The organism is Paenibacillus ottowii (assembly GCF_006874425.1).
In the GTDB taxonomy this organism is placed as follows: Bacteria; Bacillota; Bacilli; order Paenibacillales; family Paenibacillaceae; genus Paenibacillus; species Paenibacillus ottowii.
In genome coordinates, this window is record NZ_VIJZ01000011.1 from 1 (window position 1) to 21,221 (window position 21,221).

At 40.0% G+C, this 21,221-nt stretch carries 6 protein-coding genes and 1 pseudogene; all 7 read left to right on the forward strand.

The window, feature by feature from the left end; all coding sequences use genetic code 11:
- A partial coding sequence (locus FKV70_RS21545) for a non-ribosomal peptide synthetase (protein ID WP_142614334.1) occupies positions 1-5,379 on the forward strand: 5,379 nt, incomplete at its 5' end.
- A 29-nt stretch (positions 5,380-5,408) separates the two neighbouring features.
- Positions 5,409-15,518, forward strand: a complete 10,110-nt coding sequence (locus FKV70_RS21550; protein WP_142614335.1) for a non-ribosomal peptide synthetase — start codon at positions 5,409-5,411, stop codon at positions 15,516-15,518.
- 23 nt (positions 15,519-15,541) lie between these two features.
- Positions 15,542-16,264 carry a thioesterase II family protein gene (locus FKV70_RS21555; RefSeq protein WP_142614337.1) on the forward strand — a complete coding sequence of 241 codons (723 nt, stop codon included), beginning with the start codon at positions 15,542-15,544 and terminating at the stop codon, positions 16,262-16,264.
- A 129-nt stretch (positions 16,265-16,393) separates the two neighbouring features.
- Positions 16,394-16,669: a hypothetical protein gene (locus FKV70_RS21560; RefSeq protein ID WP_244310805.1), complete on the forward strand. Its 276-nt coding sequence runs from the start codon at positions 16,394-16,396 to the stop codon at positions 16,667-16,669.
- Positions 16,670-17,001: 332 nt separating this feature from the next.
- Positions 17,002-18,210, forward strand: a pseudogene (locus FKV70_RS26730) (IS5 family transposase); the annotation flags it as partial.
- 599 nt (positions 18,211-18,809) lie between these two features.
- Positions 18,810-19,760 carry a phosphotransferase enzyme family protein gene (locus FKV70_RS21580; protein ID WP_142614343.1) on the forward strand — a complete coding sequence of 317 codons (951 nt, stop codon included), beginning with the start codon at positions 18,810-18,812 and terminating at the stop codon, positions 19,758-19,760.
- 196 nt (positions 19,761-19,956) lie between these two features.
- A complete protein-coding gene (gene xerS / locus FKV70_RS21585; protein ID WP_142614345.1) occupies positions 19,957-21,027 on the forward strand; it encodes a tyrosine recombinase XerS in 1,071 nt (356 codons plus the stop codon).
- The last annotated feature ends 194 nt before the right edge of the window (positions 21,028-21,221 follow it).

The following is a 21,221-nucleotide window of genomic DNA, read 5'->3' on the forward strand; positions in this document are numbered from 1 at the left end:
ATAGCAGGGGATGGACTGGCAAGAGGGTACTTGAACAGACCGGAACTTACAGAAGAAAAATTCGCAGCAAACCCATTCGCACCGGGTGAAAGGATGTACAGGACAGGTGACCTGGCAAGGTGGCTGCCTGACGGCAACCTAGAATACCTGGGCAGGATCGACCATCAGGTAAAGATAAGAGGCTACAGGATAGAACTGGGTGAAATAGAGAACCGGTTATTAAAGCATGAAACAATAAAAGAAGCAGTGGTATTGGACAAAGAAGGAGCTGACGGAAATAAGTATCTTTGTGCGTACGTCGTACCGGATCAAGAAATAACCGTACAGGGGATGAGGGAACACTTGTCAAAAGAGCTCCCGGACTACATGATCCCTTCTTACTTTATGCAGATGGAAAAGCTGCCATTGACCCCTAATGGAAAAATAGACAGGAAAGCATTGCCCGAGCCTGACGGAAGTATGAGTACGGGAACAGAATATGTAGCGCCGCGGAATGAAGTGGAAGAGAAACTGGTTGAAATATGGCAGGAAGTGCTTGGAGCAAAACAGGTAGGAATAAGGGACAACTTCTTTAAAATAGGCGGAGATTCTATACGTGCAATATCATTAGTCAGCACAATATGCAAAAAGTTGGATATAAACATCCAAATCAGGGATATATACATGAATCCTGATATTGAGAGATTGTCTGCATTCTTAAAAGTAAAAGATACGGAAGCTTTTAACAGTAAGATGGGTAAAGCAAGGGAAGAACTGGAGTTATTTAAACAGCGAATATTGATGAATGAAACTCTCTCAGAAAAGTTACCTTCGGACATGGAAGATATATATCCGATGAGTCACATAGAGCTGGGTATGATTTATCATTCCAAAAAAAACTATGAAAATGCAGTTTATCATGACCAATTTGCATTTCATCTGAATGACAAAGACTTTGATTTCCCAGCATTTAAAGAAGCGATGCTTCTAATGACGTCAAAACATGATATTTTAAGGACGGTTTTTAATTTAGAGGATTTTGAAACTCCTGTGCAAATTGTTTACAAGGGCAGTAGTCTTGATATTGAGCAGATAGATATCATGAATTTTAGCAGGACAGGGCAGGTTGAGTATATAAACAAATATTTGGAAAATGACAGAGCGAATCCGTTTGATATATCAAAGCCCCTTTGGAGGATAAGAATATTCAAACTTGACGCAAACCATATTTGTCTGGTTCTGATATTCCACCATGCTATCCTGGATGGCTGGAGTGTTGCTTCATTGATTACGGAAGTTTCAAACCTATACTCTAAGCTTAAGCAAGAAAAAGATTATATACCAACACGGCTTAAATGCGGCTATAAAGATTATATAGCAGACCAAATGACAATTAAGGACAACCAGGAAGTAATTAATTATTGGAGAGAGGAATTAAGTGAATATAAAAGGTTGAATATGCCTGCAAATATTCATGGAAAAACAAAAAAATCTTATAAAGTAGACCATGTAACACGCCATTTAAGTCAGGAATTTTTAGGTGATTTAAGAAGTACTGCCAGAAGATATGATGTAAGCTTAAAGACACTTTGCTTTGCTGCATACACTTATATGCTCAATATGCTTTCATACGAGGATGACTTTGTCGTAGGTTTGGTAGAAAATAACAGACCTGTATGCGAAGATGGAGATAAGATGCTGGGGTGCTTCTTAAATACGGTTCCCGTCAAAATGTGTTTTGATAAAATCGATATATGGGAGGAATTGATAAAAGTTGCAGAAAAGAAATTAATAAACTTAAAGCTTTATGGAAGACTGCCTTTATTTGAGATCATAAATATCCTGGGCGGAAAAGAAAACAAAGAGGAAAATCCTTTATTTGATACCATATTCAATTATGTGGATTTTCATATATATAACGAGATAATAAACAAAGAAATCGCTGATGTTAAAGATAGAATTTCAGTTGATGAATATGAAGCAACCAATACAAGTCTTGACTTTACAGTAAGTAATACATTCGATGATCTTAATATAAGCTTGATCTACTCGGACAAAGTATTGGAAAGAAAACAGGCAGAAGAGTGTATAGACTATTTTATTAATATTTTAAATATGTTTATCCATAACCCCAAAGGGTCAGTTGACAAGCTTATTATATTAAGTCATGAAGAAAGAAAGCAGTTGCTGATAGACTTTAATGATACTAAGAAAGACTATCCGCAGGACAAAACCATACATGAGCTGTTTGCTGAGCAGGTGGAAAGGACACCTGACAACATAGCTGTGGTATATGAAGACAAGCACTTGACTTACAGGGAATTGAACGGAAAGGCAAATCATTTGGCCAGAGTATTGAGGAACAAAGGGGTAAAGCCTGACCGTATTGTAGGAATTATGGCCGAACGTTCATTTGAGATGATTGTGGGGATATTTGCCATATTGAAAGCTGGAGGGGCGTATCTGCCGATAGATCCTAATTATCCTGATACAAGGATAAAGTATTTGTTGGACGATAGTGGTTCCCAGATCCTTTTGACCTCCAGGACCTTTATGGAAAATAAGCAGATTGATGCGGATATTATATATCTGGAGGAAGAATATTTAAATGAAGAGAACTCAAAGCTTGAAAATGTAAACAAACCCTCGGACCTTGCGTACGTCATTTATACATCAGGTTCGACAGGGAAGCCCAAAGGTGGAATGATTGAGCATACTAGCGTTGTAAACATAATTACAGCCCTCCAGGCCATGTATCCGCTTAAAGCGGAAGACGCTTTTCTATTTAAAACAACTTATACCTTTGACGTATCCGTAGCTGAGATATTTGGCTGGTTCCTCAACGGAGGAAAGCTTGTAATATCACGCCAAGGTGTGGAAAAGGAAGCTATGGAGTTAGTAGAGGTAATAAACAAGCATAAGATAACCCATGTAAACTTTGTACCATCAATGCTGAATATAATGGTACAGACTTTAAAAGATAATGGTATAAAACTGCCATCAACTCTCAGGTATATTTTTGCTGCTGGAGAAGCGCTGCCCAAAAAGCTTGTCCATGAGCTTTTCGATGTCTCAGAGAACACATCTCTGGAAAATATCTATGGGCCTACAGAGTCCACGATATATGCAGCGGGTTACAGTATAACAAAGAAAATAGCAGAAGAACTTATAACAGTACCTATAGGGAAAGCTTTACAGAATGTATACCTTTATATACTGGACAAGCACAACCAATTAACTCCTGTAGGAGTGGCCGGTGAACTTGTGATAGGTGGAAGCGGTCTTGCAAGGGGCTATTTGAATAGACCTGAACTGACAGCAGAAAAATTTGTACCTAACCCGTTTATTCCCGGCGAAAAAGTGTACCGCACAGGGGACTTAGTAAGGCGGCTTCCTGATGGGAACATCGAATTCATGGGCAGGATCGACCACCAGGTAAAGATAAGAGGCTTTAGAATAGAGCTTGGAGAAATTGAAGCACATCTGGTGAAGCACACTGCTATTAAGGAAGCAGTGGTTATTGCAAAGGAAGAGCAGCAAGGGAAGAAGTACCTGTGTGCATATATTGTAGGGGAAAATGAATTGACCATTTCCGAGCTAAGGGAGCATCTCTTAAACGAACTACCTGACTACATGGTACCAGCATATTTCATGAAGCTGGAACAGCTGCCATTTAATGCCAACGGTAAAATTGATCGGAAAGCATTGCCTGAACCACAGGGGAATATTAATACCGGAGTAGAGCATGTAGTTCCTAGAAACGAAAGAGAAGAAATACTGGCCAAAGTATGGGAAGACGTACTAAAAACTGAAAACATCGGGGTAAAAGATAATTTCTTCAGCCTTGGAGGAGACTCAATAAAAGCCATACAGGTAATGTCGCGTCTTAACGTCCATGGGCTAAAGCTTGAAATGCGGGACTTATTCAAACATCCTGTAATTGAGGAACTCGTCGAATATATACAATCTACAAGCCGAAGAATTCATCAAGGCCCGGTAGAAGGCATAGTACCGATAACACCTATACAAAGATGGTTGTATAAACAAGACAGCAAGGATATCCATCATTTTAATCAGGAAATAATGATATATGGGCGTAACGGATTTGAAGAAGCTATTATTCGAAAAGTATTGTCAAAGCTTGTAGAGCACCACGATATTTTTAGAACAGTGGTAAAAATAGAGGATCAAAATATACTCCAATACAACAAAAACCTTGAAGGTGAACATTTTTCATTGGAAATTGTAGACCTTAGGGACAGCTATAATTACCGGGAAAAAATAGAGCTGGAAGCGTCGAGGATTCAGAGGAGCATGGACTTGTATAACGGTCCTTTAGTTAAGGTTGGTCTGTTTAAGACTAAAGAAGGGGACCACCTGCTAATAGCTATTCACCACCTTGTAGTTGATGGGGTATCGTGGAGAATCATACTGGAAGATTTGGACATAGGATACAGACAGGCGCTAAACAATGATGAAATAAAATTCAGCAACAAGACCAACTCTTTCAAAGATTGGGCACAGAGGCTTGATGAGTATGCCAATAGCCCTGAACTATTAAAAGAAATAAATTACTGGACCAATTTGGAAAAAACTGAAACAATACCGCTTCCAAAAGACCGAGAGATTGAAGAAAGAAGGTATATGAATAACAATAGCGTCAAGATCGAGCTGAGTATTGAAGAGACTGAGAAGATGCTAAAGCGGGTAAACCATGCTTATAACACAGAAGTAAACGACATATTGCTTACCGCCTTGGGATTAGCAGTGAGGGAATGGACCGGAAATGATAAGGTTCTGATCAGTCTGGAGGGGCACGGCAGGGAGGAAATCATTAAAGACATTGACATAAGCAGGACCGTGGGATGGTTCACCACCCAGTATCCCGTGGTGTTAGATGTCAGCGGACAACTCGATATTTCCCGCATGATCAAATCGGTAAAAGAAAACATCAGGCAGATACCTAACAAAGGGATAGGTTACGGCATACTAAAATATCTTACCTTGCCGGAAAACAAAGCCGATTTAAACTTTAATCTAAACCCTGAAATAAGCTTCAATTACCTCGGTCAATTCAACCAGGATAATGTAGACAATTTATTTGGAGTGTCTGATATTCCTGCCGGAGAGTCTACAGGACCAAACTATAAGAGTGAGTATTGTATTGATATTAACGGCGGAACTGTAGAAGGCGGGAAGCTGGAATTAAACTTTAGCTACAACCAGGGCGAGTATGAGAAGAGTACTATTGAAGGGGTAGCGGTGAGTTTTAAAAAGCATTTAGTAAACATAATAACCCATTGTGCAGAAATGGACTATTCAGAAGCTACACTCAGTGATTTTACAGTAGACGATCTGAATATGGATGAGTTTGAAGACGTATTGAATAACTTCGAATAAAAAGAGTTTGTATTTAAGGAGGAGTACTTATGAGTGATTTGAAGAAACAAAACATAAAAGATATGTACCGGCTCACTCCTATGCACCAAGGGATATTGTACCACTATATGATGGATAAAAATTCAGACGCCTACTTTGAGCAGATATCACTTTCTATAAAAGGCATCCTGGACATTGATTGTGTTGAAAAGAGCGTTAATATCATTATTGAAAAGTATGACGCTTTGAGAACAATTTTTTTGTATGAAAATGTAGCCAAGCCCTTACAAGTAGTCATGAAGGAAAGAAAGCTGTCTGTCAGCTATGAGGATATTACCTCCCTTGCCGAAGAACTAAGGGATAGGTATATAGAAGAATACAGGGTTAAAGACAGAAAAAAGGGCTTTGACTTATCAAGGGATATTTTAACAAGATTAAGTGTAATTAAAACAGGCTACCAATCTTATAACATGGTATGGAGCTTTCATCACATCATTATTGATGGGTGGAGTCTCGCAAATATATTTAGAGAATTTATGGAAAACTATGAAGCCCTGATGAATAGCCGGGAGCCGGAGTCAGGAAAGGTATATCCTTACAGCCGCTATATCAAATGGTTGGAAGGCAGAAATCAGAACGAGGCCGCAGATTACTGGGAAACCTATCTTAAAGGTTACGAGCATCAGACAGTCCTTCCCCAAAACGGCAGGTCTGCAAGTGATGATTTCAGGATTGAAGAAACGGAGTTTAAAATATCTGAACAAATAACTAGCGATCTTGAGAAGTTTGCAGCCAAAAACAATACAACCATGAGTACCATTATAAAGACCATATGGGGGATATTATTACAGCGGTATAACAATACCGATGATGTGGTGTTTGGTGAGGTGGTATCGGGAAGGCCTCATGAAATACAGGGAATTGAGAGCATGGTGGGTTTATTTATAAATACCGTTGCAGTAAGGGTGAGTTGTGATGAGGATAAAACTTTTACCGAACTGATCAAAGAGATGCAGCAATCGGTGCTTGAATCTGACCGGTACAGTTTCTATCCTCTGGCGGATGTGCAGTCAAAAACATGCTTGAAAGATGCCTTGATACATCATGTCATGGCTTTTGAAAATTACCCTATGGATGAAGCGGTTAATGCTTCATCCAGTAATGGCATTTTAAATGTAGTTGGAATGGAAATATTCGAGCAGACGAATTATGATTTTGGGATACTCGTTGATGGCGGTAAGGAATTATCTATTAAATTCAGTTACAACTCACTGGTATATGATGGTAATTTCATAGAAAAAATCAAGGGACATTTTCAGTCGGTAATAGAAATTGTAACCGATAATCCCGATATGCATATTAGGAATATTGATATACTCACCGAAGTGGAAAAGAAAGAAATAGTACACTGCTTCAATAATACAACGGAGGAATACCACAGGGAAAAGACCATTCACCAACTATTTGAGGAACAAGCGGTGAAGACACCTGACAATGCGGCAGTGGTGCTTGAGGGTAAGCAGCTAACCTATAGGGAACTCAATGAGAAGTCAAATCAGCTTGCAAGAGTGTTGAGGGATAAGGGAGTTAAACCAGACAGCATAGTGGGTATTATGGTAGAACGCTCACTGGAGATGGTCATAGGTATATTTGGCATACTTAAAGCCGGAGGGGCATATATGCCTATAGATCCTGACTACCCTAAGGCAAGAATCGAATATTTACTCGAGGACAGCGAGATAGGGGTGCTGATTTCCCAAAAGCAATTCCTGGAGAAAGTGGAGTTTTACAGGAAGTATATAGACATAGAAGATGAAAGCCTTTATGCCGGAAACCCTATGAACCTGGAAGTGGTATGTTCACCGCAAAATTTGGCATATATCATTTATACATCTGGGTCTACAGGAAAACCTAAAGGGGTTATGGTAGAACATAAAGGGGTAGCAAATCTGGAGGCGTTTTTCAAGACCCGCTTAAATGTAAGTGAAAGCGATAGGATTATTCAATTTGCATCAATTTCATTCGACGCTGCAGTTTGGGAAATATTTATGGGACTATTGGCAGGAGCAACACTATATATATCTTCAGGCGATATTATCAATGACTATCGAAGATTTGAAGAATACCTAAATGAAAATGAGATAACTATTGCTACTTTACCACCTCCGTATCTGGCAAATCTGGACCCGGAAAAAGTAACTTCCTTAAAGAAGGTAATTGCAGCAGGTTCGGCTTCCACTCTCGAACTTTTAAAGAAATGGAGCAACAGGATTTCATATATAAATGCTTATGGACCTACTGAGACAACCGTATGTGCAACGGTATGGAAAGCAGATGATTGTGAGACGGCCGATAAGTCGGTACCTATTGGTAAACCTATTACCAATACCCGGGTGTTTATAGTTGATGAAAACAATAATCTTAAGCCCATAGGTGTTGAGGGTGAACTCTGTGTTTCCGGGGCAGGATTGGCGAGAGGATACTTGAAAAAACCGGAACTTACCAGGGAAAAGTTTGTACCGAACCCATTTATGCCTGGAGAACTGATGTATAAAACAGGAGATCTTGCAAAGTGGCTTCCTGACGGGAATATTGCATTTGCCGGCAGAAAAGACCACCAGGTTAAAATAAGAGGGTATAGAATCGAGCTTGAGGAAATAGAAGCAGCCCTTTTGAAGCATGCTGATATAAATGAGGCGGTGGTCATTGACCGGGAGGATTCAAGTGTAGGCAGGTATCTTTGCGCTTATATAGTGTCTGACCGAGAAGTGACAGTGACCGAAATAAGGGAGCTTATATCTAAAGAGCTGCCCGATTATATGATTCCATCCTATTTTATGAGGATAGCAAAAGTACCGTTAACCATAAATGGAAAATTGGACAGAAAGGCGCTGCCGCTGCCTGATGGAAGAATAAATACAGGAACAGAGTATGCAGCGCCTTCAGGTGAAGTGGAGGAAAGGCTTGCGCTGCTGTGGCAGGACATCCTTGGAATAGAGAAGGTAGGAAGAAATGATAACTTCTTTATGCTCGGAGGACACTCGTTAAAGGCAACAAGCCTTGTAGCAAGAATTCACAAAGAGTTCAATGTAGACATACCTCTTAAGGAAATATTCAAGACACCAACCATCTTAGAAATTGCCAGCTACATTGAAGACTCAAAGGAGAGCCTATATCAGTCCATTCAACGTGCTGGGGATATGGAATATTATCCCATGTCATCCGCCCAGAAAAGACTATATATATTAAACCAGCTTGAAGGAGCTGGAATCGCCTACAATATACCTGGCATAATATTGCTGGAAGGTACTGTTGATAAAGCACGTTTTGAGCAGGCTTTTCATAGTCTGATAGAAAGGCATGAGAGCTTTCGAACCTCCTTCCATATGATCGAGGAAGAGCTGTCTCAGAAAGTCCATGACAAGGCGGACCTAAGTATCATGTACCTGGAAACCAGTGAAGAGAAGGTTCCCGAAATAGTGGAGAAATTCATAAGGCCCTTTGACCTTGGAAAGGCTCCACTATTAAGAGTTGGACTTGTAAAGATTGGAGAAGCCAGACATATTATGGTGTTTGACATGCATCATATCATATCGGATGGAGTGTCCAACGACATACTGGTAAGAGAGTTTATAAGCTTATATGAAGGGAAAATACTTCCTCCACTGCGTATACAGTACAAGGACTACTCAGTTTGGCAGAGGGAATTGTTTGCAGGAGCTGCCATAAGTAAGCAGGAGGAATTCTGGCTCCAGACCTTTCAGGGAGAGATCCCTGTGCTGGATTTATCCACCGACTACCCAAGACCCGCAGTACAAAGCTTTGAAGGAGACTACATCAGCTTTGAAGCTGATAGCGAGCTTGCGGTTAGACTTAACAAGCTTGGATCAGACAATGGAGCTACATTATATATGACGCTTCTTGCTGCATACAATGTGCTGTTATCTAGATACACTGGACAGGAAGATATTATTGTGGGAAGTCCTATAGCTGGAAGGCCTCATGCTGACCTTCAAGACATCATAGGTATGTTTGTAAACACTCTGGCCATGAGAAACCACCCGCAAGGAGAAAAGACTTTTATTGAATTCTTGAAAGAAGTTAAAGAAAATGCTTTGAAAGCATACGACAATCAGGACTATCAGTTTGAAGAATTAGTGGATAAGCTGGACATAAGGAGGGATATGAGCAGGAATCCCCTCTTTGATACCATGTTTGCCATATACAATGTTGGAAAAGCAGAGCTCATAACGTCTGATCTAAGCTTCAAGCCGTACAACAAAGGGATAGAAGGCAGAATATCAAAATTTGACATCACCTTAAATGCATTTGAGACTGAGGATGGTATAGCCTTTGAACTCGAATACTGTACAAGACTGTTTAAGAAAGAAACAGTTGAAAGACTTGGGGCTCATTACATCAATTTGCTGGAAGAAATTGCAGCATACCCCGAAAAAAGGCTTTATGAAATCGAAATGTTATCACAGGAAGAAAAACAGCAAGTATTATACAGCTTTAACGATACTGCTCTCGAATATCCCCTGGATAAAACCATACACCAAATGTTTGAGGAGCAAGTGAAAAAGACTCCTGATCATATTGCAGGGGTTTTTGAAGGTAAACAATTAACCTACCGAGAACTGAATCAAAAGGCAAACCAATTGGCCAGGGCATTAAGAGAAAAGGGAGTAAAGCCTGATGATATTGTAGGCATAATGGTGGACCGCTCGCCTGAAATGGTTATAGGTATAATGTCAGTAATCAAGGCTGGGGGGGCGTACCTTCCTGTAGATCCTAATTATCCATTGGAAAGAAAAAGGTATATGATGGAGGACAGCAAGGCCAAAATTTTACTCACCCAAAATCATCTTATGGATCGTGATGATTTCGATGGTGAGATTATTGATTTATCTGATTATGATTATAATTTTATAAACGATGTGAATATAAAATGTATAAATAAGCCTGGTGATACAGCGTACATTATCTATACCTCTGGCTCAACGGGAAACCCTAAAGGTGTTTGCATTGATAATAAGAGTGTATTAAACCTGGTAGAGGGTCTGTTCCAGAGAATATATAGCAAATATGAATCACCGTTGAATGTTTGCCTCATTGCCCCTTATGTTTTTGATGCTTCGGTGCAGCAGATTTTCGCAGCACTGCTAATGGGGCATGCATTGTACATTGTACCGGAGGAAGCAAGGAAAGACGGTAAAAAGCTGCTGGACTTCTATAGTGAAAATAGGATTGATATTTCGGATGGAACGCCCATACACGTAAATATGATGTTAAATTCTCCTCCTATAGATAATAACCTAAAAGTGAGACATTTTATTATAGGCGGAGATGTTCTTCCATTTGATGCAGTAAAAGACTTCCTAAGCAGATTTGAGGATGTGCAACCTTGCATCACAAATGTTTATGGTCCTACCGAATGCTGTGTGGATTCTACGGAATATTTGATTACTGCGGCGGGGCTTAGTGGATTGGATAATATCCCCATAGGCCGTCCTTTGCCAAACACCAGAGCATATATACTTGGTAAGAAATTAGAAGTAAATCCTATAGGTATCGCTGGGGAATTATATATATCTGGGGATGGTCTTGCCAAAGGCTATTTAAACAAGACGGGGCTTACTGCAGAAAGATTTGTATCTAACCCGTTTATAAAGGGAGAAAGAATGTATCGTACTGGGGACTTGGCAAGATGGCTGCCTGACGGGAATATAGAATTTTTAGGCAGGATGGACCACCAGATAAAGATAAGGGGATTTAGAATAGAACTTGGAGAAATAGAGGCTCAGCTATTAAGACATGCTTCAATAAAAGAAGCTGTGGTTATTGTAAAGGAAGACCAACAGAAGAACAAGGATCTGTGTGCATATTTCGTTGGGGAAAATGAACTGACAATAACTGAACTAAGGGAATGCCTTTCAAAAGAATTGCCCGAGTATATGATCCCGGCATACTTCATGCAGCTGGATGAAATGCCTTTGACAGCCAATGGTAAGATAGACCGGAAGAACTTGCCCCACCCTGCTGCTCATTTAAATACTGGAGTAGAGTATGAAGCACCTTCAGGTGAAGTGGAAGAGAAGCTTGTACAATTGTGGCAGGATATCCTGGGGGTTGAGAAAATAGGGAGAAATGATAATTTCTTTGTGCTTGGGGGGCACTCATTAAAAGCAATAAACTTTGCAGCCAAAATTCACAAAGAGTTCAATGTAAATATATCTCTTAAGGAGATATTCAAGCTGCCGACAATTGCAGAAATTGCCAAGTACATCCAGGAAGCCCAAGAGAGTATTTATCAATCTATCCAGCCCACTGGAGAAATGGAATACTATCCTATGTCGTCTTCCCAAAGAAGGCTGTATATATTAAATCAGCTTGAAGGAGCAAGGGTGGCATACAATATGCCAGAGTTTATGTTGTTAGAAGGCAGTATTGATATAGAACGTTTTGAGAAAGCCTTAGATCAGCTGGTAAAAAGGCATGAGGCTTTCCGGACCTCCTTCCATATGGTAGATGGTGAACCGGTGCAGAAGGTCCATGATGAGGTGGAATTTAGTATCATGTACATGGAAACCGGCGAAGAAAAAGCCTCAGAAGCAGCAAATGAATTCATAAGGCCATTTGACCTTGGCAAGGCTCCTTTACTAAGAGCAGGGCTCGTAAAAATTAGAGAAGACAGGCATGTCATGATGCTTGATAAACACCATATCATATCTGACGGGGTGTCGGATGAAATACTGGTAAGAGAATTCATAAGCTTGTATGAAGGAATGAATCTTCCAGCACTTCAGATTCAGTACAAGGACTATTCCGTATGGCAGAATAAATTGTTTGCTGACGGCACAATCAGTAAACAAGAAGAATACTGGCTCCAGGCATTTAGGGGAGAAATACCAGTACTTGATATGCCGGTAGACTACCCAAGGCCGGCTATACAGAGTTTTGAAGGCGATATGGTCAGTTTTGAAACAGGCCGGGAACTTGCACATAAACTGAACAAGCTTGCCGTGGATCATGGAGCAACACTGTATATGGTGCTTCTAGCTTCATACAATGTGCTTCTTTTCAAATACACCGGACAGGAAGATGTCGTAATTGGAAGCCCTATAGCAGGAAGGCCACATACAGATTTGCAGGACATCATAGGCATGTTTGTCAATACCCTAGCTATGAGGAATTACCCTCAAGGTAAAAAGAATTTCAGCGAGTTTTTGATGGTAGTAAAAGAAAATGCTCTAAGGGCTTATGAAAACCAGGATTACCCATTTGAGGAACTTGTGGAGAAGCTTAGCATTAAGCGGGATTTGAGCAGAAATCCGCTGTTTGATACTATGTTTGTCTTGCAAAATAAAGAGGCATCAGAATTTAAGATGAATGGGCTAAGGTTCATGCCCTATGATAATGAGTTCAGGGCGTCCAAATTTGATTTGACCCTAAACGCCCAAGAGACCCAGAATAATATTGTATTTGGGTTAAAGTATGCTACTCGTCTGTTTAAGAAAGAGACAATAGAAAAACTTGGGGTCCATTTCATCAATGTACTGGAAGAGATCACAGCTTACCCCGAAAAGATGCTGTCCGAAATAAATATACTATCTCAGGATGAAAAACAGCAAATACTAAATAGTTTTAATGATACAAAGGCAGAATACCCTAGGGATAAGACTCTACATGAGCTGTTCCAAGACCAAGTGGAAAGGACACCTGATAATGTAGCTGTAGTGTTTGAGGACAAGCAATTAACCTACAGGCAGCTCAATGAAAAGGCAAATCAGCTTGCCAGAGCACTTAGAAGTAATGGTGTAAAGCAAAACAGCATAGTTGGAATAATGGTAGAAAGATCCGTAGATATGCAGGTTGGAATACTGGGAATTTTAAAAGCAGGAGGTGTCTATTTACCAATTTCAACCAAACTTCCTGGACTAAGAATAAAAAAATTACTGGAAGATAGTAATGCAACTATGCTGTTGACGCAATCACATTTAGCGGATAAAGCAGAGTTTTACGGTAATATATTACTGCTTGATTCCCCTGAAATATACATTGGAAGTGCTGAAAACCTTGATAAAATAAATAAACCAGAGGACTTAGCTTATATCATTTATACATCGGGATCTACTGGAGTTCCGAAGGGTTCAATGATAGAGCATCGAAGTGTAGTTAACTTGGTTTATGGACTAAGAAAGCTTGTCTATGAAAATTATGATAATTATTTAAATGTTGCCCTTGTGTCCCCTTACTTTTTTGACGCATCTGTAAAACAAATATTTGCGGCTTCTCTCCTTGGCCATACGCTGTTTATAGTTCCTGAGGATACAAGGCTAGATGGTGAGGGCCTTCTAAAGTACTATAACAGGAATTCAATTGCTGTTTCAGACGGAACACCAGCACATATAAAGCTTTTAACAGATACTGCCAGGCCTGGCGAAAGTCTTTCAGTTATGCAGTTTATTATCGGAGGGGAAGAACTTTCATGTAAAGGTATACAAGGTTTCTATGATCGGTATAAAGATAATAACCCTACTATAACAAACGTTTATGGTCCAACAGAATGCTGCGTAGATTCAACTTATTACCATTTAAGCCGTGAGAAGGTGAGAAATCTAACAAGTATACCTATAGGTATGCCATTGCAGAATTATAAGATATATATACTTAATGAAGACATGAATATCTTACCGGTTAATACAACTGGTGAAATATATATATCTGGAGATGGGCTGGCAAAAGGCTATTTGAACAAACTTGAATTGACTACGGAAAAATTTGTAGCTAATCCTTTCAGCTCTGGAGAAAGAATGTATCGTACCGGTGATCTTGGAAGGTGGCTTCCTGACGGAAACATCGAATTTATAGGCAGAGTAGACCATCAGGTAAAGATTAGGGGCTTTAGGATAGAGCTTGGGGAAATAGAAGTGCAGCTATTAAAGCATCCTTCAATAAAAGAAGCTGCGGTAATTGCAAAGACAGACCAGGAGGGCAACAAGTATTTGTGTGCTTATATAGCAGGGGAAAGTGAATTTACAATATCAGATTTAAGGGCGCTTCTCTTAAAAGAACTTCCCGATTACATGATACCACAATACTTTGTTCAGCTGGAAAAGCTGCCTTTGACAGCCAATGGCAAAATAGATCGGAATAATTTACCCCAAAATGACGGTACTTTAGCTACATCAGTAGAGTATGTAGAGCCTTGCGGTGAAGTTGAGGAGAAGCTTGCACTGCTGTGGCATGATGCCCTTGGAGTACAAAAAATTGGTGTGAATGATAACTTCTTTGAACTGGGAGGATACTCACTGAAGGCAATATCCCTTATAAGCAGAATTTATGAACAGTTAAATGTTGAGGTACCACTAAAAGACTTTTATATGGCCCCAACCATAAAGGAAATTGCCCGTTTTATACACAATACGTACGCCAATGATTATATTACACCAAGTCCGGCAATTCATTTTAATTCAGCAATGGAGAGTCTTATGTTTGCATTCCCTCCAGGAGGAGGAAATGGAATAGCTTATGGTAGTTTATCAAAACAAATGAATGCTTATTCCATATATTCCTTTGACTTTATAGAAAATGAGAGCAGGATGGAGGAGTATGTGAAGGCAATTACTTCTGTCAAACCCGAGGGCCCATATATTCTATTTGGTTACTCGGCAGGAGGTAATCTGGCATTTGAAGTTGCTAAAGTATTAATTGAAACTGGACATCATGTATCCGATATAATCTTTCTGGATTCGGCTAAATCATTTGTCCTTATTGAGGAAGAAAGCGAAGATGCTAAGAAACTTGCTGAGCAACAGGATAAAGAATTTATAGAAGAAAATGAGAAACTTATAAAAGGCATGTTTGGAGATAACCAGGCAGTTATTGAAAAGGCCATTGAAAGAATGAGAAATTATCATAAATACACTAGAAGTGTTATAAACTCGGGACAGATAAACTCCAATATCCATCTTATTATATCACAGCAGCAAGACAATGAAGGTGAAGCTGATTTATGTGAAGGATGGAGAGAGGCAACAACGGGAGAGTTCAAAGTATATAACGGATTTGGCAGTCATTTTGATATGTTAAGTACAGGATATATAGATAAAAATGCGGCTATTATTAAAGAAATATTGGAAGAGATCAACCAATAGTTCAGATATAAGGGGTAGATATAATGGATAAGATTAAATTGTTTTGTCTGCCGTATGCAGGAGGTTCTGCAGCAGTATATAAATATTGGGAACAATACTTGCATGATAGGATTGAGCTTTTCCCGATTGAGCTTGCGGGAAGAGGCAGCAGGATTGGTGAACCGTTTTACGGAAGTGTTGAGGAAGCGCTTGAAGATATACACCGTATTATCATAAGCAACCTTGAAGAACAACCTTATGCGTTGTTTGGCCACAGTATGGGCAGTGTACTTGTATATGAACTTGCCTATAGAATAAAGGAGCTCGGACATCCATATCCTGTCCATATGTTTATTTCCGGCAGATATCCTCCGGGTTTTGTAAGTAAGAAGAAGGTACTCTATGATTTGCCGGATAAGGAGTTTGTGGATGAGGTATTTAAGCTGGGAGGCACGCCCAAAGAGGTTCTGAAAAGCAATGAATTAATGGAGTTGTTTTTACCGATACTCAGAGCGGATTTTAGAATTACTGACACATACAGGCACATTGAAAAAAACGCTAAGCTTGACTGCGATATAAGTGTATTGTGGGGAAAAAGAGAAAAGGGAGCCACTATTTTTGACGTTGCAAAATGGCATGATTATACGTCCAAAAGTTGTAAAATTCATATGTTTGACGGGGATCATTTTTTTATACACGATTACAAAAAGGATGTAGCAGCAATAATAAATAGTAGTCTCACCGACTTTGCAGACAATGTTATGTGAAGACTGAAGTTTATTTAAAATTTAATATGAAATCAAGAGGCTAAGTTTTTAGGTTGACTTTAATGACCTGTAGACTTAGCCTCTTTCCAGTCTAATCAAAAATTTCAAGAAAGTAGAACCTACGTCCTATTGGAATTATTTTCATGTTTCTGTATTACGACGAAAGCAGCGCTCCATTCCTATACGCTATCCCAACGGTACATGCTTAAAGACACATCGGTGAAAATCCTGGAAATTGCGCCGCCAGGGGTTCAAACGTATTTCAATAACGATCCGAGCTCTATGCTACTAGCATCATTCATTGATGAAACGATGAAGGTACTTGGTACGGATGCGGACGAGGTTCTAGTGGAAGAAGCGAAAGTATTTCGAAACAACCCGGGCCCGAACGAAGGTATTTTGTGAACCAGTTAAACAATATGATGTTTGAGCCGCCAAAGGGTCATTAATCCGTTTAATACTTAGCGTATATTTTCGTTAATTATCTCAACTCGCTTTTAGAAAATCCTTGATTATCAAGGGCGTGTACATCGAAGACATGTAAACAACGTATTCGCCTTGACAATGAGCCTCGCGGCATCGGAGTCTAAACACGTGCGCCGATGCCCATAGGACACGGTTTACCTAGGGCTTGCTGAACGAATCAAAACTCCAACAGGCACAAGGGTTTAGGGCCTCTTATGTCGAAGGAAAACGGGGCAGCCCCGTGAAAAACCGTGCACTTGGAGGCGTCAGGATTGTATCAGCGAACCGAGAACCAGATGAACCTGCCCGTCGACTTTTTTCTGCCGTTCGGCGGAAAGCTCGCAGAAGATAACCGCTGGGTGCTGCTGGCCCAGATGATTCCGTGGTGGATGCTCGAAGAGAAGTATGCGAAAAACTTCAAGAAAAGCCTCAAGGGCCAAAAAGCCGTTTCGATCCGTATCGCGCTCGGCGCACTCATCATCCAGGAGCGGCTTGGCACCGATGATCGGGAGACACTTCGTCAGATTCTGGAGAACCCGTATCTGCAGTACTTCCTCGGTCTGCCGGAATATCGGTACCGCCGTCCGTTTCATCATTCTCTCATGACGCATTTCCGCAAGCGATTGGGTGGCGAAATTCTGGATGAAGTGAATGAATGGATCGCTCTGGAAGAAGCGCGCAAGTGTCGGATGATTCATCGGACGACGATGAACCTGGCAGCGGAACTGACGCAGCGTCCGGTAAGCCTTCAGAAACGCAGCCACAGCAGATGGAACTGACGAACGAGGGCGAACTGCTGCTGGACGCTACCTGCGCGCCGGCGGATATCGCCTACCCGACGGATTTGTCGTTACTGAATCAGGCCAGAGAAAAGCTGGAGAAGATCATCGACATCCTGCACGAACCGGAACGTGGAAAGACCCGCAAGCCCAGAACATACCGAGAGCGTGCCCGCAAAGCCTATCTGGCGGTTGCCAAGCAGCGGCGCGTGAAGCCCGCGCGCGATACGAAAAGCGATCGGCAAGCAGCTCAGGTTCGTTTCCCGTGATCTGCGCATGATCGCCGAACTCGCCGATATGACGAGCGGCCTGCCGCGGCGTTTGTACAAGGAACTGCTGGTCATTCAAGAGCTTTATTGTCAGCAGCAAACGATGTATGACAAGCGGACACACAGCATATCGGATCGGATTGTCAGTATCGCACAGCCACATGTCAGACCGATCGTGCGGGGCAAAGCCAGGGCAAACGTCGAGTTCGGAGAGAAGCTGGCGATTAGCGTGGTGAACGGCTACGCTTTCCGCGAGCATCTGTCGTGGGATAGCTACAACGAAGGGCAGACATTGCAGGACGCCGTAGAGCGTTACCGCGCCAGATTTGGTTATTATCCCAAAGCGGTGCTGGCCGACCAGATCTATCGAACCCGCGACAACTTGCGCTTCTGCAAAGAGGGAATTCGCTTAAGCGGACCGCAGTTGGGTCGTATTAATAATGGTTTCGCATTTTCAATAACCTTAGATATAGTCGAGCTATTTCATAACTACACTCACCTAAAATCACTTTGCGATGATTCGCTGCTCTCATCAGTTGGAGTAACTACAGACAATCTCTTTGTATTAGCAAAGTTAACATCAATTAAAGACTTTATGAGATTATTAATAAATTTACGCCGACCAATCGGAATTATTGGTTCGATTTCAACTTTACGGGAATACGGGTTTCTCAGTTATGGATCTGTTAATTCAATGGACATTACGATATATCCGATTAAAAGTGAAACAAGCAATTTTTGGAACACAATTCCAGAAAATCCAATTAACCAGTGTGCAAATCATTTAAGATTATATATTGATGGTGATGGTTATATTTATCCTTGCTATGGACTAGTGGGGCTGAGAGAGTTTTCTTTGGGTAACATTAAAGATGGTTTTGAGAATTCAACTTTTGTAACAGATAATTACGATTTAGATTTATTAGAGTTAAAGAGAAGTGGACCGAAGCTACATGAAAGTACAAATCAGCTACAACGAGTATCAACACTTCCTTGGATTTGTGAACGTCATAGAATGGAGTTGTTAATGGATTGAAGTATCATTCAAATACTCAAACATTGTTATTTCACCTTGATTCTATATTTCCACACATGAAAATTCAAGAATTACTCCCACTATCATTAAATAGAAGTTATGTATATAAAGCCATCACAGCGCGTGAAGATTTTCTTTTGAAGATTCTTCCTATCAACTCTTTGGATAGATTACAACGTGAATATCTTGCTATACAAACACTATTTCGCGAAGGAGCTCCCGTACCACGTCCCCTCAAAGAAGAGAATAATATAATACAAATTAATGAAGTGGCATTTATGGCAAGGGCTTATGAGTTTGTTGAAGGTCATGCACTACAAATTAATAAATCCAATTTCTTCTCACTAGGCACTTCAATTGGTCATATACACAATATTTGGGCTAAGATGAAGAAGCCGAGTTGGCTTCGAGATATTACAATTAATGAGTTACTATATAACTCATTGGACGCAATAAGAAATTCTTACAATGATTGTGAAAGTCTCTTATTGACTGAACGACTAACAAGCACAATAGCTGTAATATTAGAAAAGTATAACGATGAATCTTTATTTGGATGCTCACATGGAGATGCACACCACTTAAATGCAATACAAACAACTCTTGGACAAACTGTGATAATCGATTTTGAAGATGTTGGTTGGCAGTGGAGAATATATGATCTAGCGACTGCAATCTGGGGCACTTTTGGGAGAGGGGGGACCCCTGAAATTTGGAAAGAGCTTATTTCAGGGTACTCCTCTATACGCTTTTTAAACCAGGAGGAGGAAGGCCTAATACGTTTCTTAATTTTTGCCCGTAATTTATGGTGGCTAGGCTTACATGCTAAGAACTGGAATATGTGGGCGCGACAATATTCAAAAAAACATTTTTTCGAGTCAGGGATTAATTTGTTAATAGCCATAAGCAAAGATGTTTGTGGACTTAAGGTGCTGGGTGGTCTCTAACAGTACATTCTCTTAGGTATTCGTTTGCAACGCGACATCATAAGGAAAATAATAATGTACCTAAACCAAGGAAGAGACCAGTTTAATTACTTGGAAGTATTTCGACCTACTGTGACCTCATTTGATAATTACGTAAAATATAATTTTGACGAATATTTATAACTGAAGTATAATAATTTACGGAGGTTATACATATATGGATAAACAAATGAAAATGCATTACATGAATCGAATCGATGAAAAATTGTCCGATCTTCCGTGGTTTGTTACGGAATTTATTGATAGCAGAAAACGAAAACTTTCTCCCACAACGCTTCTGAATTATTGCCATGACTATATTATTTTTTTTGATTGGTTAGTTGCAGAAAATTTTACTGAAGATAGCCGTAAAAACATTAAATTAGCTACTTTGGAGAAACTAACGATTCGTGAAGTGGAAAATTTCCTATCTTTTTTGGAGTATCAACTAGGCAATGCCAAGCTAACCATCAACCGTAAATTGTCCTCACTAAAATCCTTATTTGATTACTTACAGAACAAAGCTGAAACAAATGACTTAAAACCATATATCCAGCGCAATGTTATGGCCAAAATGGATTTAAACGTGATTAAAGAAAGCCAAGAAACCATTGCCAATCGTATTGATGGGAAAATTCTTAGAGAAGACGATTTTGAGTCATTTAGGCAGTTTATAGCTCATGATTTCGGAGAAATCAATAAAGAGAATAAACGTATTTTCAATTTCCATCAATTTAACCGTGAACGAGATACAGCTATTGTTTCCCTCATTTTAGGTTCTGGTCTTAGGCTCTCTGAGGTAGCAGGTATTAACATTGAAGATTTAGATATGAACAAAGCTTTGGTGCGTGTTATACGAAAAGGCAATAAAGAACAATACGTGTATTTCAGCAAGCAAGCGTTACTAGATTTAGAAAATTATCTGCAGATTAGAGAATCCAGATATATCCCAGAAAAAAACGAAAGCTTTTTGTTTATTGCAGCTTCCATAGGTCGTAAAGGAAAAAGCCGACGTTTAACGCAGCGATCTATTGAAAAACTAATCGAAAAGTATGCTTCAGCTTTTGGAAAACCAGCATTAACCGTGCATTCTCTAAGACATTCATTTGCAACGCGCTATCATTTAGAGAACAATGATGTGCCTAGATTGAAAAACCAATTAGGACATTCCTCAATACAAACAACCATGATCTATACACATTTAACAGATGAGGAAATGAGGAAGGCAGTCAATAATATGGATAAGTAATGTAGAGCGCGTCAAGTAAGTGACACTAAATTGCCTACCTGACTGGGAGAATGACACAAAGTTACCTACTTAGCTTGATAAATAAAAAAAATTACCTCATTCGCTTGAAGAAAAAGAACTAAGTCACTCAAAAGTATGATTTAACTACTAAAGTAGGGAACTTTGTGTCATTTTAGTAGGGGATTTTGTGTCAA

Bases quoted from the DNA above. Each gene is read 5' to 3' on its own strand.
- xerS (WP_142614345.1), top strand. From the start codon at position 19,957: ATGGATAAACAAATGAAAATGCATTACATGAATCGAATCGATGAAAAA.
- FKV70_RS21550 (WP_142614335.1), top strand. From the start codon at position 5,409: ATGAGTGATTTGAAGAAACAAAACATAAAAGATATGTACCGGCTCACT.
- FKV70_RS21555 (WP_142614337.1), top strand. From the start codon at position 15,542: ATGGATAAGATTAAATTGTTTTGTCTGCCGTATGCAGGAGGTTCTGCA.